The following is a 16,156-nucleotide window of genomic DNA, read 5'->3' on the forward strand; positions in this document are numbered from 1 at the left end:
CCCCCGCAAGAGGTGTGCCGCCGATGTTTTTCATTATAAAAAAGACAAGGACGGAGACTATGACGACGAAAACACATCGGATCGCGTTGCTGTTCAACGCAAACAAGACCTTTGACCGCGAGGTCATTTCAGGCATTGCCGCCTATCTGGGACGCCGGCGCTCGACCTGGGAATTGTTCCTGGAGGAGGATTTCCGCACGCGCCTGGACGGCATCGAACATTGGCAGGGAGACGGCGTCATCGCCGACATGGACGACCCGGCGGTGGTGGCGGCCTTGTCGCGCTGCACCGTGCCGGTGGTGGGGGTGGGCGGCTCGTATGCCAGCCTGGACCACTATCCGCCCGGCGTACCCTATGTGGCGACGGATAATTTCAATCTTGTCAAGGTGGCGCACGACCACCTGATCGACGTCGGCCTGCATCGCTTCGCGATGTTCAGCCTGCCCAAGTCCGAGCAGCATCGCTGGGCGCAGGAGCGGGAGGATGCCTTCAGCAGCCTGATGCAGCACGACAACATGGAGGCCGAGATCTTCCGTGGTCATGAAACCAGTGCGTTGTCGTGGGACGAGGCGGTCCGGAGTCAGATCGCCTGGCTGCACAGCCTGCCCAAGCCGATAGGCATCATCGCCGTCACGGATGCGCGCGCGCGGCTGCTGCTGCAAGCCTGCACCATCGCCGGCATCGAGGTGCCGGAACAGGTGGCGCTGGTCGGCATCGACAACGATCCGCTGGTGCGCATGCTGACCCGCATACCGCTCAGTTCCGTCATCCAGGGCACCCAGGAGATGGGCCGGGCCGCCGCCCATCTGCTGGACCAGATGCTGCACGGCGTACGCCCGGACAACACCCCGGTGCTGGTGCCGCCGGCCGGCATCAAGGTGTGCGCGTCCAGCCTGCACCCGCTGGTCAAGCATCCGCACGTGATGCGGGCCTGCCACTATATCCGCCAGTACGCCTGCCAGGGCATCAAGACTCACCAGGTGGCCGAATACGTGGGCGTTTCCCGCTCGTCGCTCGAAGCCTACTTCCGCCGCGAACTGGGATGCAGCGTGCACGACGTCATCCTGCGCTACAAGCTGGATGCGGCCAAGGCCGGCCTGCAAAGCGAACGCAGCATTGGCGACGTGGCGCTCGCCTGCGGCTTCACCTCCACCCAGTATCTGCACCTGGTGTTCAAGCGCGAACTTGGTTGCACGCCGCGCGCCTACCGCGACCAGGTGTTCGGAGCGTTGCCGGACGACGTCCGCGACGCCGACCATCAGACGGCATAGATCGCGCCTCGAGCGCCTGATCAGCCGCTACCGTTCTCCTCGCTGCCTGGTTCGGCAGACTTTTGGGGGCAGCTTCGGCTGTCCTCTTTTTTTCGGTTTTTATAAAAATCACCAAGCGGCTGAACGATATCGTACAACTGCCCCGCGCCCCATTTTGCTTGCGGATTCAAGGTGTTAGCATTCCAGCCACAACCGGAAAGAACAAGGAGATTGTAACAATGCAGAATTTCCAGCACACCTGCCTGGCGGCTTTCGCGTCGCTCTATCTTGTGCTGCCGGCCGCCCACGCAGCCGATGCCGCCAAGCCGGCACCGCGCAATGTGGTCGTCGATGCGGCGCAGGCAAGCAAGCCGCTCGACCGTTTCTTCGATTTGTCGGTCGGCTCGGACTATCCGGGCACGCTGCTGCGCGACGACAGCATGGCGCAACTGCAGACCACGGTCGACGAGCTGGGCTTCCGCTATCTGCGCTTCCACGCCATCTTCCATGACGTGCTGGGCACCGTGCGCGTCGAGAACGGCAAGACCGTCTACGACTGGACCAAGATCGACCAGTTGTACGACCGTATGCTGGCGCGCAACATCAAACCCTTCGTCGAGCTGGGCTTCACGCCCAAGGCCATGGCGACCTCGGACAACCAGATCTTCTATTGGCAAGGCAACACCTCGCATCCGAAGCCCGATGCCTGGAAGGACTTGATCGCTGCGTTCGTGCAGCACATCGAGGCGCGCTATGGCCAGGCCGAGGTGCGCAGCTGGTTGTTCGAGGTGTGGAACGAGCCCAACCTGGACGGCTTCTGGGAGCGCGCCGACCAGAAAGCCTATTTCGAACTGTACGACCTGACCGCCAACACGATCAAGGCGATCGATCCGGCCTTGCGCGTGGGCGGACCGTCGACCGCCGGCGCCGCCTGGGTGCCGGAATTCCTCGACCATGTGGCGCGCAGCGGCGCCGCCGTCGATTTCGTCACCACCCACACCTACGGCGTCGACGGCGGCTTCCTCGACGAAAAGGGCGAGGGCGACACCAAGCTGTCGCCATCGCCGGACGCCATCATCGGCGACGTGCGGCGCGTGCGCGAGCAGATCGCCGCCTCGAAGTTTCCGACGCTGCCGATGTATTTCACCGAGTGGAGCACCAGCTACACGCCGCGCGACCTGGTGCACGATTCCTATATCAGCTCGCCGTACATCCTCAGCAAGCTGAAGGGCACCAAGGGCCTGGTGCAGGGCATGAGCTACTGGACCTACACCGACCTGTTCGAAGAACCGGGCCCGCCGTCCAAGCCGTTCGAAGGCGGCTTCGGCCTGCTGAATCCGCAGGGCATCCGCAAGCCGGCCTACTTCGCCTATAAATACCTGCATGCCTTGCGCGGCAACGAGATTCCCGTGCAGGACGCGCAGGTGATGGCTACGTCCGATGGCAACACGGTGGCCACGCTGGTGTGGGACTTCCAGCAACCGGAGCAGAAGGTCAGCAACCGGCCGTTCTACAGCCGCGTCGTGCCGTCGTCGCCGTCGGCGCCGGTCGCGATGCGGGTCAGCCATGTCAAGCCGGGCAAGTACCGGCTGCAGGTGCGCCGCAGCGGCTTCCGCGCCAACGACGCGTACTCGGCCTATATCGAGATGGGCGCGCCGAAGACGCTGACGCCGGCCCAGGTCGATCAGCTGCACGCGCTGACCAAGGATGCGCCCGAGACCGACCGCGTGGTCCGGATCGGCAAGGACGGCGCCTTTACCCTCACCGTGCCCATGCGCAGCAACGACATCGCCCTGGTGACCTTGACGCGCGCCGACTGAGCCCCGCACCTCCAACCTTTCCCAACCTGACCGGCCGTCCAGTGGTGCCGCAGGTCAGGATGGGGAGCTGCTAAACCTGCAACGGCGCCACCTCGAGCAATTGTTTCAGCGCGCAGGCGGCGATCGGGGAGCTGATGTGGTTCCCCTGCAATTCATCGCAGCCGTGCTCGCGCAGGAAGGATGCCTGCGCCGCCGTTTCCACGCCTTCGCCGATCACCTGCGCGTTGAGGCTGTGGCCGATGTCGATCAGCATGCGCGCCAGCATGCCCTGGTCGCCGTCCGGCGTGATCGAGTGGACGGCGCCGCGGTTGACTTTCAGGTGGGTGGCGGCCAGGTCCGGCAGGCTGGCCAGGCTGCTCAAGCCGTCGCCAAAGTCGTCCAACGAGAGGTGGATGCCGGCGTCGCGCATCTGCCGCGTCAGCCCCCGGCTCAGCTGCGGATTGCGCAGCAGCTGGCTTTCGCTCATCTCCAGCTCCAGGTTGCCGGGCGACAGCCGGAGATCGCCCAGCCAGCGGCAGATATTGCCGATGTAGTTTTGCTGGCTGAATTCGCGGTAGCTGGTGTTGACCGACACCAGCAGGTCGCCGTGGCCGCTATCGCGCATGTCGACCATGAAGCCGGTGACCAGCTCGAACACCCGCTGGCCGATGGCGCGTATCATGCCGTTTTCCTCCGCTTCGAAGATGAACGAGACCGGCGCCAGCACGCCCTGGGCCGGATGGCGCCAGCGCAGCAGGGCTTCGACGCTGCCGAACACGCCGCTCCTGGCGTGCCGGCGCGGCTGGAACAGCAGGAAGAATTCCTGGTTCTCCAGCGCGGTGCGCATCTCATTTTCCAGCTTGCGCTTGGCGTCCGAGCTGGACTTCATGTCCGGCGAGTAGAAGTGCACGTCGCCGCTGGCGGAGGACTTGGCGTGGTACATGGCGATGTCGGCCGCCTTGACCAGGTCGATGGGGGAGTCGCCGTCGTGCGGATAGACGCTCACCCCCAGGCTGGCGCCGATGGGGATTTCGCTGCTGTTGACGGCGACCGGCTTGGACAGGCCGTCGCGCAGGCGGTCGATCATGCGCAGCGTGTAGCGCAGCGACGGCTGGTTGGCCAGCACCAGCACGAACTCGTCGCCGCTGAGCCGCGCCACGGTGTCGGTGTCGCGCACCGACGCCTGCATGCGCTTGGCCACCGAAGTCAGCACCATGTCGCCGGCCTCGTGGCCGAAGGTGTCGTTGATCAGCTTGAACTTGTTGAGGTCGACCATGATTGTCGCCACCAGCGTTTTGTTGCGCTGGGCGACGTGGAGCGCCTGTTCCAGCCGGTCCCACAGCAGGTTGCGGTTGGCCAGGCCGGTCAGCGGATCGTGGTTGAGCCGGTGCTCCAGATGCGTGGTGCGCTGCTTGGCGGCGGTCACGTCGTTGATGACGCCGATATAGTGGGTGGTCACGCCGTGCTCGTCGAGCACCGGTGTGATCGACAGCTCGTTCCAGAACAGCGAGCCGTCCTTGCGCAGGTTGCGGAAGATGACGTTGGCTTCGCGGCGTTCGTTGATGGCGTCGCGCAGCTGGCCGCGCTCGTCGTCGTCCAGGCCCGGCGCCGCCATGAAGCGCGAGTCGCGCCCCATCGCTTCGGCCGCGCTGTAGCCGGTGATGCGCTCGAAGGCCGGGTTCACGTATTCGATCGGGTTGTCCCTGCCGGCGCAGCGCGTGATGACGATGCCGTTGCTGGCCGCGTGCAGCGCGCGTTCGCGCAAGCGCAGCAGGTTTTCCTGCTGGCGCCGCTGCGTCAGGTCCAGGCCGATGCCGCACAGGTAGACGTTGTCGTGGCACTCGATGCGCGCGCCCGACAGCAGGTAGGGACTGCTCTTGCCGCTGCAGCTGACGACGGTGGCTTCGAGCATGGTCTCTTCGTTCTCGTCGAACACGGCCCGCATCCTTTCCTCGACGCGCGCGCGATCTTCCTCCGCAAACAGATCGGGTGCGTACACCGTCCGCAGCTGCTGCGCCGTCATCTCGGTCGCCTGCTCCAGATTGCTGTTCCACAGCAGGAAATGGCCGTCCCGGTCTATCATGTAAAAGGTGCCGGGCAGTACTTTCATGATCACCCCCAGCGGGGTGTTCCGCAATAACGCCGAGTCTCCCCATTCCTGCGGTGGGGCTTCAGGCTTCTGCGTTTCATTCCCTTGTTCTTCATTATTCATGTTGTGTCCCGGTTTAGAATGGTCCGCAGTTGGACACTGAACCGGGGGTATCGTTCATCTGAGGGAGGCCGGGTGGCTGGCACAGCAGATGATTATCCATGAAGGAATGAACCGGGTTTATAATGAATTTCCTTGCGTCAAGACATGGAGTCGCCATTGTTACGCTTGTCTATCAGCTTGCGCCATGCCGGCGTGTTGCTGTCGGCCCTGCTGTGCGCCGGCGCGGGCATGGCCGCGACGGAAGTGCGTACCGCCGCGCAGGTGGGCACCGAGCCGAAATTCCAGGCCGACGAGCGCAGCGGGATGGTGGTCGGCATTTGCATCGACATCATGAATGCGGTCGAACGCGTGGACCCCAGCCTGAGGTTCAGCGGCCATCAAGCCTGGCAGCCGCTGGCGCGCATCTACTCCGCCATCGACCACGGCACGCAGGACGCCTCCTGCGGCCTGTCGCATTCGCCTGAGCGCGACAAGAAATACGTGTTCGTCGGTCCGCCGCTGTTTACCATCCGCTATCACCTGATCGCGCGCGTCGACGATCCGGTCTCGATCGCCAGTTGGGACGATGTGCGCAAGCTGGAACCGGACGGCGTGGTGCTGGCCAATCGCGGCTTCGCCGGCGTGACGGTGCTGGAAAAGGCGGGCGTGCGCCTGATCGACGCCAGCGCGGCCAATCCGCAGCTGAACGTGCAAAAACTGCTGGCCCGCCGCGGCCGGCTGTTTTTCCACCGCAGCCCGGGCCTGCAGGCGACGCTGAACCGCACCGGCTACGGCGCCAGGGTGCGCATACTGCCGATGGAAATGGCCAGCAGCCCGCTGTATTTCGTGGTCGGCAGACACCTGGATCCCGGCGTCGTCGAGCGCCTGCGCGCCGCCCTGCAGGCGCTGGAAAAAAGCGGCGAGCTGGAACGCATCGCCCGCAACTGGGAATAAGCGGGGAATAAAGCGGCTTACCGGGCCGGCGCCGGCAGATACTTCAACGTGATTTTGTCGCGCGCGGCGCTCGAGCCGACCTCGGCCAGCGCGGACTTGATGGCGGCCACCAGTTTGGGATCGGATCCGGGACTGATCGCGTAGTAGCTGGTCACCTCGCTCAACCTGGTCGCCTTCACCAGGTTCAGGCGCATGTCGAATTTGGCCTTGGCCGCGTCCACCCGCGTGTCGGTGCTGACGATGTAGTCCAGGTGGCGCGCCTCGAGCTTGCGCAGATTGCCTTCCGTGGAGTTGGCGACGTCGATGATGGCGTCGCGTACGCCGGCGTTGCGCAGTTCCGCGATGGCCGAACTGCCGTTGATCACGCCGATGCGCCGGGCCTTGAGCTGGGACAGGGCGCTGATCGCGGGCGAGTCTTTCCGGCCGTAGATCCACATGGTTTCGGTGGCGATCGGGCTCAGCCATATGAAGTCCTTCTCCCTGTCCGCCCGCCGGACGATCGAGAAGATCAGGGTGTTGGGCGTGGTCGTCGTCAGCGCGTAGGCCCTGGCCCACGGCACGATCTGGATGTGGCAGCCTATCCGCGCGCGCAAGCAGGCGGCCTGCAGGATCTCGGTCGCGATGCCGACCGCCTGGCCGTCCTTCATGTAGTGATAGGGCGGCGATTCTTCCGCATAGGCGGTCAGCTCGGCCGAGCCGCCGAGCGACGGCCACAGCAGAATGCACAGGCTGAAAATACGGCAGACGTTTGCGCCCAGGTCCATTAATGCCATGCCATTTCCGAAATTATAAAAATGCCTCCAGTATGAACAAAATACGTCCTTTTTGATCTAAAGATTTTGTCGTTCCCGTCTTTTTTTGCTTAACGGAAGCAATTTAAAGTGAAACTATCTGAATTCATCCGTGCGAACACCGACCCCATTCTGGACGAATGGGAAATATTTGCCAAGGAAGTCTCCGCCGGCCGCGAGCTCGACACGGCGACATTGCGCGGTCATGCGCTGGGCATACTGCACACCATCGCCAACGACCTGGACCGGCCGCAGTCGCCGGTGGAGCAACAGGCGAAATCGAAAGGCCACGGGCCGCGCGGCCCGTTGTCGACCGAGGCCGAATTGCATGGCGCCGCGCGGGTCACGGCGGGGTTCAGCGTCAACGACGCGATGGCCGAATTCCGTGCCCTGCGCGCAAGCGTGCTGCGCCTGTGGTTCGAGGCGAGCGCGGCGGCCGCGCAGGCCGGCGCGGATGAAATCACCCGCTTCAACGAGGCCATCGACCAGGCGCTGAGCGAATCGGTCGGGCGATTCTCCGATGAAAAGAACCGCCATACCCGGTTGTTCGACACCCTGTTGTCTTCCTCGCCCGACCTGCACTACATCTTTCGCGAGGACGGCACCATTCTCTACGCAAACAGGGCGTTTTCCTGCCTGTACGGCATGCCCGCCAATGAAATCATGCAGAAAAACCTGTTTGATATCTGTACGGTCGGTGCCCAGGAACTGCGGCGCCATGTCGACCAGCTGGTCGCTTCCCGCGCCGTCTATCGCGGGGAAATGCCGTGCATACCCTCGGTATCGGGCGCCGCCGCCACTTATGAAGGGCTGTTGATACCGGTGCTGGACGGCGCCGGCAAGCTGGAGGCGATCGCCGGCACCGCGCGCGACGTCAGCGAGCGCAAGGCGATGGAGGACAGGGTCAGGAGAAACGCCAACTACGATTCGCTGACCGGTTTGCCGAACCGCAGCCTGTCCCACGACCGCCTGGAGCGCGAAGTCAAGCGTTCGGCGCGCGCCGACGTGCCGCTCGCGCTGCTGTTCATCGACCTGGACGGCTTCAAGGAAGTCAACGACCGGCTCGGCCACGCGGCGGGCGACCAGCTGCTGCAGCAGGCCGCGCAGCGCATCCGGGGCTGTGTGCGCGACATGGATACGGTGGCGCGGCTGGCGGGCGATGAATTTACCGTCATCCTGGCCGAGGTCCGGCGCACGTCCCATGTCGAGATCCTGGCGCAGCAAATCCTCGACGAGCTGGCAAAGCCGTTTTCCGTGCCGGGCGGCGATGTCCAGGTCTCCGCCAGCATGGGCATCACCCTGTTCCCGCAGGACGCGAGCGGGCCGGAGGACTTGATACGGAACGCCGACCAGGCCATGTACGCGGCCAAGGCGGCCGGGCGCAACCGCTTTGGCTTCTTCACCATGCGCATGCGCAATGCCGCCTGGGCCCGCCTGCGTGTCATCGATGAGATGCGCCATGCCTTGCCCGAGCGGCAGTTGCGCCTGCATTACCAGCCCATCGTGGACCTGGTGTCGGAGCGCATCGTCAAGGCGGAGGCCCAATTGCGGTGGCAGCATCCGGCATCGGGCGTGATGTCGGCCGCGTCGTTCATCGGCCTGGCCGAGGAGACCGGCTTGATCAACGAAATCGGCGCGTGGGTGCAGGATCAGGCATTGGCGCATGCGCAACGATGGCGTGTGCTGAGCGGCATCGCATTTCAGATCGGCATCCACAAATCGGCGGCCGAGCTGATGGCGGCGTCGGCGGAAAGCCGGGCTGAGGCTGCGGACGGCGCCCTGCTGATTGAAATCAAGGAAGATGTGCTGCTCAACAGTTCGCCGGCGGCGAGGGCCAGGATCGGCCTGCTGAAGAAGGCGGGCGGGCAGTTGGCGATCGACGATTTCGGCATCGGCTATGCATCGATGAGCACGCTGAAGAAGTTCGAGGCCGATTATTTAAAGGTCGATCGCTCCTTCGTCAACACCGCGATGAAGCAGGCCGACAGCCGGATGTTTGTCGAGTCCATCATCGCGATGAGCCACAAGCTGGGACTGAAGGTGATTGCCGAGGGCGTTGAAACGGCCGGCCAGAAAGACTGGCTGCGGACCGCCGGCTGCGACCTGGCGCAAGGCTACTATTTCTCGGAACCGATTCCGCCCCAGGGCCTTGAACAGCTGCTGATCGCGGAAACTTCGTGAGCGGCCTAGGCGTCCTGGGTCGCCGGCGCCAGCCTGGCGATCAGCGCCAGCAGCGCGTCGACGTCGACCGGCTTGACGAAGTAATGATCGAAGCCGGCCGCGGCCGCCAGGTCGCGGTCCGCGCGGCGGCCGTAGCCGGTCACGGCCACCAGCATGGCCTTGGCGGTCGCCGGCAGCGCGCGCAGGCTGCGCGCCAGGTCGTAGCCGCTGATGTCGGGCAGGCCGATGTCGAGCAGGCACAGCTGCGGCGCCGATGCCTGCGCCATTTCCAGCGCCTCCAGCGCGGTGTGCGCGACGATGACCTGGTGCCCGGACGCGCCCAGCAGCAGCTGCAGCGTCTGCGCGGCGTCGACGTTGTCGTCGACCACCAGCACCCGCAGCTTGAAGCCGGACTGCGCCGCCGCAGCGTTGGCGGCTTGCGCCAGCTGGCCCGGCGTGCCGGGCAGGGTGATGGTGAAGGTGCTGCCCTTGTGCTCGCCCTCGCTGTCGACCGCGACCGTGCCGCCGTGCAGTTCGACCAGCGACTTGACCAGCGCCAGCCCCAGTCCCAGGCCGCCCTGCGAGCGGTCGGAATTGCGGTCGGCCTGGGCGAACAGTTCGAACACGCGGCCGCGCAGCTCCGGCGTCATGCCGATGCCGGTGTCGCTGACCACCAGCCGCACCAGGCCGCCGCCGCCGCGCACCGCCAGTTTGATGGTGCCGCCCGCCGGCGTGTACTTGGCGGCGTTGTTGAGCACATTGACCAGCACCTGCACCAGCCGCTTGTGATCGCCCGTGACCTGCTGCGGCACCTCCGGCAGCGACAGCTCGAACTTGTGCTGGCGCGACCTGATCATCGGGTCGGCCTGCTCGATCGCGTCGGCGACGATGTCGGCCACATTCAGCTGCACGCGCGTCAGCGTCACCAGCCCGCGCGTCACGCGCGAGACGTCGAGCAGGTCGTCCACCAGCCGCGTCATGTGGTTGACCTGGCGCACGATGATGGCGGCCGTGCGCTCCACCGCCCCGGCGCTGGCGTGGCCGCTTTGCAGCAGTTGGGCGCCGGCGCTGATCGGCGCCAGCGGATTGCGCAGCTCGTGCGCCAGCATCGCCAGGAACTCGTCCTTGCGCTGGTCGGCCAGGCGCAGCAGGCGCTCGGCGTTCAGGTGCTGCAGTTCCTTGTCCTGCAGGGCGGCGGCCATGGCGTCCAGCGCCCGCGCCAGCTCGCTGATCTCCTCGTTGCCGTAGCTGATGCCGCTGCGCGCCTCCAGCGTGCCCGAGGCGATGCGGTTGGCGGTGATGGCCAGCCGCTTGACCCGGCGCAGCACCAGCACGTCGCCGACAAACCAGGCCGCCAGTAGCGCCAGCGCCAGCGTGGCGGCCAGCGCCATCAAGTCCAGCCGCTGGTCGTGGCGGGCCACCGCCGTGACGTCCTCGACCGGGATGCCGATGGTGACCGTGTAGTCGGACAGGCCGTTGTTGCCGACGCGGGCAAAGCGGTGCAGCCGCTCGATGCCGTCGGGCCCGGTCAGCAGCACCGGCTTGCCCGGTTCGCCGGCCATGGCCGAGCGCATCTCCGGCCACACCATCTGGCCGAACCATTGCTCGGGGTTGGGCTTGCGCGAAATGATGCGGCCTTCGGAATCGGCCGTCAGCAGCAGCGAATTGGGCGGCAGCTTGATGTCGGCGACAAAGCGGTCCAGCTTGGTCAAGTCCAGCGCGGCGAACACCACCGCCTTGACCTGGTTGCCTTCGCCCAGCAGCGGGTAGGTCAGGTTGACGGTGTGCTTCTGGATCACGCGGCCGAACACGTAGCCGCCGGCGACGAAGCGGCGCAGGTGCACGGCGCGGCGGAAGTGCGAGCGGTCCGCCAGGTTGATCAGCGTGACCGACGGGATGGCGCTGCAGGTGACGTCGCCGTTGAGCTGGATCAGGCCGAAGTTGGCGTAGTCCGGATTCTGCTGCTGCAGGTTGGCCAGCAGGCGGCTGCAATGCTGCTGGTCGCCCGTCAGGTCGGGAATGCTGGCGACGTCGCGCAGGATCTGGCGCGCGCCCTCGATCGATTGCGCCTCGTTGGCGGCGGCCAGGTTGGTCAGGCGCTGCAGGTTTTCCTCCGCCACTTCGATCGCGTGTTCGCGTTCGCGCACGCCGCCGATGACGGTCATCACCGCGATCGGCGCGATCGCCAGCGCCACCAGCAGGATCAGCCGGCTGCGCAGGCTGTTGAGTTGAAAGAGGAGAAAAGCCATGCGCTGGATTATCGGGCCCGGTAGCGTTGATTGCCGAAGCCGATGATCGCCCGCACGCCGCGGCGCAGCGTGGCGGTGTCGGCCGCAATATAGCCGAGGCGGATAAAGCCCGGACAGCCCAGCGCCTCGCCCGGCATCACCGCCACCGCGCATTCGGCCAGCAGCTGCTCGGCGAAGGCGTGGGTGTCGGTGGTCAGCGGGCTAATGTCGGCCCACAGGTAGGGGCCGGAGGCGGGGCGGCGCATCGTCAGCCACGGCAGGCCGTGCACCAGGTCCAGCACCAGGTCGCGGCGCCGACGGTAGTCGGCCAGCATGGCGGTAGGTGCGCCGCTTTCAAACGCGGCCGCCAGCGCCAGCTGGATCAGCATGGGCGCGGCGGCGGTGATCGGCCCCTGCAGCGTTTCCATCGCCGTCACCACGTGCGCCGGCGCCACCGCGAAGCCGGCGCGCCAGCCCATCATCGCGTAGCACTGCGACGCCGAATAGAGGGTGACGATGCCGGTCTCGCGCCAGTCCGGCCGCGCGGCCAGGCTGACATGGACGCCGTCGAAGATCAGCTTTTCATAGCTTTCATCGACGATGGCGCTGGTGCCGGTTCGGCGCAGCCAGGCGGCGATGCAATCGGTCTCGGCCGCCGTCAGCACGGCGCCGGTCGGGTTGTGCGGATTGTTGACGATCAGGATGCGGGCCGCCGGCAACCGGTCCAGCAGTTCGGCGGTGATCGTGGCGGGCAGGTCGACCAGCACCGGCTCCAGCCCCAGCAGCTTGCAGGTGGCGACATAGGCCGGCCAGTGCGGCTTGAAGATGATCACCTTGTCGCCGGGATCGGCCAGCACGTACAGCGCCTGGTACAGCGCCTGCTTTGCCCCGTTGGTGACCAGGATTTCCGCCGGCGCGGCGTCGATGCCGTTTTCCCGCGTCACCTTGGCCGCCAGGCGGGCGCGGATCTGGCCGTCGCCGGCCACCGTGGTGTATGGCGATGGCGCCTGCAGGCCGTCGCGCACCGCCTGCAGCACCGACGGCGGCGCCTGGAAATGCGAAATCGCGATGGAAAAATCGATGACGTCGTCGCCGCGCGCCTTCAGCGCATCGACCCTGCCGTGCATGGCCGTGGTGGCAAGTGGCCTGGAGCGGGAGATGCGTTGGGAGATTTCCATACTAGTATCTATGGGGCAAATGTTTCGATTTTTCATTTTACTTCAGTTGCGCAAGAAGGCACGCACGCATGGCGGAGAAACTTGCCAAATGGTATCCTTGCCAGACTAACCAAAGAGGAAGTTATGCAGTTCACAACAAAAACACTGGGCCAGGCGATCGCGCTGGCCTTGCTTGCCACCGGCGCCGCGCAGGCGGACGAGATCGTCAGGATCGGCCACGTGGCGGCGACTTCGGGCCCTATCGCCCACCTGGGCAAGGACAATGAAAACGGCGCCCGCATGGCGGTCGACGAGCTCAACGCCAAGGGCGTGGTCATCGGCGGCAAAAAATACACGATCGTCATGCAGGCCGAGGACGACGCCGGCGATCCGAAGCAGGGCACGGCCGTCGCGCAAAAGCTGGCGGACGCCCGCGTGGCCGGCGTGATCGGCCACGAGACTTCGGGCACCACGATCCCGGCCTCGCGCATCTATCACGACGCCGGCATTCCGCAGATATCGCCGTCGGCCAGCAATCCGCAATACACGCGTCAGCACTACAACACCACCTTCCGCAACATCGCCAACGACGAGCAGCTGGGCGCCGCGCTGGCGCGCTACGCGTTGAACACGCTCAAGGCCAAACGCATCGCCGTCATCGACGACCGCACCGCCTACGGCAAGGGCCTGGCCGATGAATTCACCAAGAACATCAAGCACGCCGGCGCGGCCTCCGGTGCCGGCATCGTGTCCAACCAGTACACCAACGACAAGGCCACCGACTTCAGCGCCATCCTCACCGCGATCAAGGCGACCAAGCCGGACATGGTGTTCTTCGGCGGCATGGACGCCGTGGCCGGCCCGATGCTGCGCCAGATGAAGCAGTTGGGCATCCCGATCAAGTTCATGGGCGGCGACGGCATGTGCTCGGACTCGGTGCCGCGCCTGGCGGGCGAGGGCATGAGCGACGGCCAGGTGATATGCGCGGAGGCGGGCGGCGTCGAGCCGGCGCAGGAAAAAGGCATGGCCGATTTCCGCGCGGCCTACAGGAAGCGCTACGGCATCGACATCCAGACCTACGCGCCGTACGCCTACGACGCGATGATGACGATGGTCGAGGCGATGCAGAAGGCCGGCTCGATCGACCCGGTCAAGTACATCCCGGTCATGGCCAGGATCACGCACAAGGGCGTGACCGGCAACATCTCCTTCGACGAGCGCGGCGACGTCAAGGACGGCGTGCTGACCATCTACACCTTCAAGAATGGCACCCGCCAGAAGCTGGGCGTGGTCAAGTAATCAACCCGGGCCCGGACCTCCGGGTCCGCCGGGTCCGCCCGGGCCGCGCTGTCCCGGCGGGCCGAAGCGCGGCTCGCCGCCGTCCTCGCCGTTCCTCACATTGCCGCCGAAGCGGTACGACAGGCCGACATAGAACACCCGGCCGTCGAAGCGGCGCGTGCTGGTTTCGCGCAAGGTCGCGCTGTTGATGACGGTTTCCATCTTGTTGGTGCTGAACAAATCGGTGACCGTGCCGACCAGGCTCAGTTGCGGCGTCACCGCGTGGCGCAGGCTGAGGTTGAAGGTCGAATTCGGCGAGCGGTAGCCCTGGCCCGACAAGGTCTTGCCCTGCATCTGCAGCGCGCCCTGGACCTGGGTGCCGCTGGTGACCGCCCAGTTCAGCCGCACGCGGCCGCTCAGCGAGTTGGCGCTGCGGGTGATCAGCGCGCCGGTGTCGTCCTGCGTGGTCTGCTGGCTGCGCGCCAGGTTGCCGCTGCTGTTCAAGGTCAGGTTCGGCAGCAGCTTGCCGCTGACGGTGAATTCCAGCCCGCTCGAATGGCTGCCTTCGCCGTTCCGGCGGGTGGTCAGCAGCACGTTGTTGGCGATGAAGTAGCGGTAGTCGACGATGGCGTCGGTGTCCTTGCGGTAGTAGCCGCGCAGGTTGGTTTCCAGGCCGGCCATCTTGGTCTCGTAGCCCACTTCGAACGAATCGGTCTTGGTCGGCTTCAGCATCGGGTTGCCCGACGAGACGTTGAACTCGTCGCGATAGATCACGTACGGATTCAAGTCGCTGGCGTTGGGGCGGCGGATGCGGCGCGCGTAGGCGAAGCGCAGGTTGGCCGTCTCGCTTGCCTTGTAGGTGGCGAAGAAACTGGGTATATAGTTTGTATAGTTGTTCTTCGCCTCGATGCTGCTGGTGAGCTGGTGAATGTCCAGGTCGGTGTACTCGGTGCGCAGGCCGGCCAGCGCGCCCCAGCGCTCGTTCAGGCGCATCTGGTAGGACGCGTACAGCGCCAGCACGGTCTCTTCCAGCTCGTAGCGGTTGCTGCGCGCCGGATTGACGGTGGCCGCCGAGGTCAGCGGATTGATGTCGGTGTACAGCGTGTCCGACTCGTTCTTGTTGGTGGCGGCCTTGTAGCCCGCCTTGAGGCTGCCGCCCCACAGCGGCCGCTCGTAGTCGCCGGTGAAATCGACGATGTGGGTGCTGGTGTCGCTGTGCTGCGTGGCGCGCGTGTCCGGCAGGTTGCCGGCGGCGTAGGTGTTGGCGTAGGCGCTGTCGTTGTCGTTTTCGCTGGCCGACACGCGCAGGTCGATCTTCAGCGATTCGCCCGGCAGTTCGCCCTTGTGGTCGTAGCGGCTGCCCCAGCTGAAGTTCCTGGCGTCGCCTTCGCGCGCGGTGGTGCGCGTGTAGTCGGTGGCGGGGAAGCCGCCGATGGCGCCGTTGACGTAGTGGTCGAGGCCGTGCTGGTCGTTGCCGCGCCCCATGTAGTTGGCACTGGCGGTCAGCGTGTCGTTCTGGTTCAGGTTGTAGCTGACGGTGCCGTTGGCGCCGGCCATGTCGTTCAGGCCGACGCCGGACGACGCCTGGCTGCTGTGCACGAAATTGCCGGTGACCGGGTCGAGCCGGTCGCGGCTGACCACGGCGGTGGAGTTGCGGCCGTCGTGGCGGACGTTGACGCCGCCCTGGAAGCCCCACGGCCCCTCGTTGTAGCTGCCCGACACGGCGCTGTTGTAGCGGCCCGCATAGCCGGCGTTGGCGTTGGCCGAGCCGAATCCGCCGGGCTTGCGGTTGCGGCGCATCACCAGGTTGAGGATGGGGCCGCCGCCGGCCTCGTTGCCGAACTGGGCGCCGGGATTGTTGATGACCTCGACCGATTCGATGTCGTCGGCGTTCATCGCCTGCAAGGTCGGGCCGCGGTTGTCGCCCTGCAGCATGGCCGACGGCTTGCCGTCGACCAGGATCTGCACGTTGGTGCTGCCGCGCAGCGTGACGGTGCCGTCCGGATCGACCGCCACCGACGGCACGTTGTTGAGCGCGTCGGCGGCGGTGCCGTTGGTGCTGGAGATGTCGGACTTGACGTCGTAGACCTGGCGGTCGATACGGTTGGTCGGGCGCTCGCCGGCCACGGTGACCGACGGCAGCACGGCCGCCTCCTTGGGCTTGGCCGTGGTGACTGGCTTGGCGTCGGTTTTTTCGGGGGAGGTCTGGGCCTGGGCGGTGATCGATGTGGCGAAAGACGTTACTACACCTGCGGTCAACAGTATTTTGTGCATAGATTGGCGGCAGTGGCGGCGCCGTCATGTGGATGATGTAAAGTTGCTATTTTACATACTTGAACCGAAAGTAG

General features: G+C 65.5%; 10 protein-coding genes. 5 read left to right on the forward strand and 5 right to left on the reverse strand.

The annotated features are described in order from the left end of the window. Positions 1 to 59 precede the first annotated feature (59 nt). Positions 60 to 1,271, forward strand: coding sequence for a XylR family transcriptional regulator (locus ACSQ3S_RS15945; protein WP_436142982.1), 1,212 nt, complete (start codon positions 60 to 62; stop codon positions 1,269 to 1,271). 218 nt (positions 1,272 to 1,489) lie between these two features. After that, a complete protein-coding gene (locus ACSQ3S_RS15950) occupies positions 1,490 to 3,070 on the forward strand; it encodes a GH39 family glycosyl hydrolase (protein ID WP_436142983.1) in 1,581 nt (526 codons plus the stop codon). A 70-nt stretch (positions 3,071 to 3,140) separates the two neighbouring features. Here ACSQ3S_RS15950 and ACSQ3S_RS15955 read toward each other — a convergent pair whose 3' ends face one another. Continuing rightward, positions 3,141 to 5,159 (reverse strand): putative bifunctional diguanylate cyclase/phosphodiesterase, encoded by a 2,019-nt coding sequence (locus tag ACSQ3S_RS15955; RefSeq protein ID WP_436142984.1) that lies wholly within the window; start codon positions 5,157 to 5,159, stop codon positions 3,141 to 3,143. A gap of 267 nt (positions 5,160 to 5,426) precedes the next feature. Here ACSQ3S_RS15955 and ACSQ3S_RS15960 point away from each other — a divergent pair, with 267 nt between their 5' ends. Then, positions 5,427 to 6,194 (forward strand): substrate-binding periplasmic protein, encoded by a 768-nt coding sequence (locus tag ACSQ3S_RS15960; RefSeq protein WP_436142985.1) that lies wholly within the window; start codon positions 5,427 to 5,429, stop codon positions 6,192 to 6,194. 17 nt (positions 6,195 to 6,211) lie between these two features. Here ACSQ3S_RS15960 and ACSQ3S_RS15965 read toward each other — a convergent pair whose 3' ends face one another. Continuing rightward, on the reverse strand, positions 6,212 to 6,967 hold the full coding sequence (locus tag ACSQ3S_RS15965; RefSeq protein ID WP_436142986.1) for a substrate-binding periplasmic protein: 756 nt from the start codon (positions 6,965 to 6,967) through the stop codon (positions 6,212 to 6,214). A gap of 108 nt (positions 6,968 to 7,075) precedes the next feature. Here ACSQ3S_RS15965 and ACSQ3S_RS15970 point away from each other — a divergent pair, with 108 nt between their 5' ends. Further along, complete coding sequence (locus tag ACSQ3S_RS15970) at positions 7,076 to 9,166, forward strand: putative bifunctional diguanylate cyclase/phosphodiesterase (RefSeq protein WP_436142987.1); 2,091 nt, start codon at positions 7,076 to 7,078, stop codon at positions 9,164 to 9,166. Between the two features lie 5 nt (positions 9,167 to 9,171). Here the strand turns inward: ACSQ3S_RS15970 and ACSQ3S_RS15975 are convergent, their stop codons facing one another. Continuing rightward, positions 9,172 to 11,394: a hybrid sensor histidine kinase/response regulator gene (locus tag ACSQ3S_RS15975; protein ID WP_176650546.1), complete on the reverse strand. Its 2,223-nt coding sequence runs from the start codon at positions 11,392 to 11,394 to the stop codon at positions 9,172 to 9,174. Between the two features lie 8 nt (positions 11,395 to 11,402). Beyond that, entirely contained in the window at positions 11,403 to 12,551 is a 1,149-nt protein-coding gene (locus tag ACSQ3S_RS15980) for a pyridoxal phosphate-dependent aminotransferase (protein ID WP_436142988.1), read from the reverse strand. Between the two features lie 123 nt (positions 12,552 to 12,674). On the opposite strand from ACSQ3S_RS15980, the gene ACSQ3S_RS15985 reads away from it, so the two are divergent. Beyond that, positions 12,675 to 13,829, forward strand: a complete 1,155-nt coding sequence (locus ACSQ3S_RS15985) for a branched-chain amino acid ABC transporter substrate-binding protein (RefSeq protein ID WP_436142989.1) — start codon at positions 12,675 to 12,677, stop codon at positions 13,827 to 13,829. Here ACSQ3S_RS15985 and ACSQ3S_RS15990 read toward each other — a convergent pair whose 3' ends face one another. Next, positions 13,830 to 16,082, reverse strand: coding sequence for a TonB-dependent receptor domain-containing protein (locus ACSQ3S_RS15990; RefSeq protein ID WP_436142990.1), 2,253 nt, complete (start codon positions 16,080 to 16,082; stop codon positions 13,830 to 13,832). Positions 16,083 to 16,156 lie beyond the last annotated feature (74 nt).

The organism is Duganella sp. LjRoot269 (genome assembly GCF_964254095.1).
Lineage (GTDB): Bacteria > Pseudomonadota > Gammaproteobacteria > Burkholderiales > Burkholderiaceae_D > Rugamonas > Rugamonas hordei.

Excerpts from the sequence above, each read along its gene's own strand:
- ACSQ3S_RS15945 (WP_436142982.1), top strand. The coding sequence starts at position 60 with ATGACGACGAAAACACATCGGATCGCGTTGCTGTTCAACGCAAACAAG.
- ACSQ3S_RS15985 (WP_436142989.1), top strand. The coding sequence starts at position 12,675 with ATGCAGTTCACAACAAAAACACTGGGCCAGGCGATCGCGCTGGCCTTG.
- ACSQ3S_RS15965 (WP_436142986.1), bottom strand. The coding sequence starts at position 6,967 with ATGGCATTAATGGACCTGGGCGCAAACGTCTGCCGTATTTTCAGCCTG.
- ACSQ3S_RS15980 (WP_436142988.1), bottom strand. The coding sequence starts at position 12,551 with ATGGAAATCTCCCAACGCATCTCCCGCTCCAGGCCACTTGCCACCACG.
- ACSQ3S_RS15990 (WP_436142990.1), bottom strand. The coding sequence starts at position 16,082 with ATGCACAAAATACTGTTGACCGCAGGTGTAGTAACGTCTTTCGCCACA.
- ACSQ3S_RS15955 (WP_436142984.1), bottom strand. The coding sequence starts at position 5,159 with ATGAAAGTACTGCCCGGCACCTTTTACATGATAGACCGGGACGGCCAT.
- ACSQ3S_RS15975 (WP_176650546.1), bottom strand. The coding sequence starts at position 11,394 with ATGGCTTTTCTCCTCTTTCAACTCAACAGCCTGCGCAGCCGGCTGATC.
- ACSQ3S_RS15950 (WP_436142983.1), top strand. The coding sequence starts at position 1,490 with ATGCAGAATTTCCAGCACACCTGCCTGGCGGCTTTCGCGTCGCTCTAT.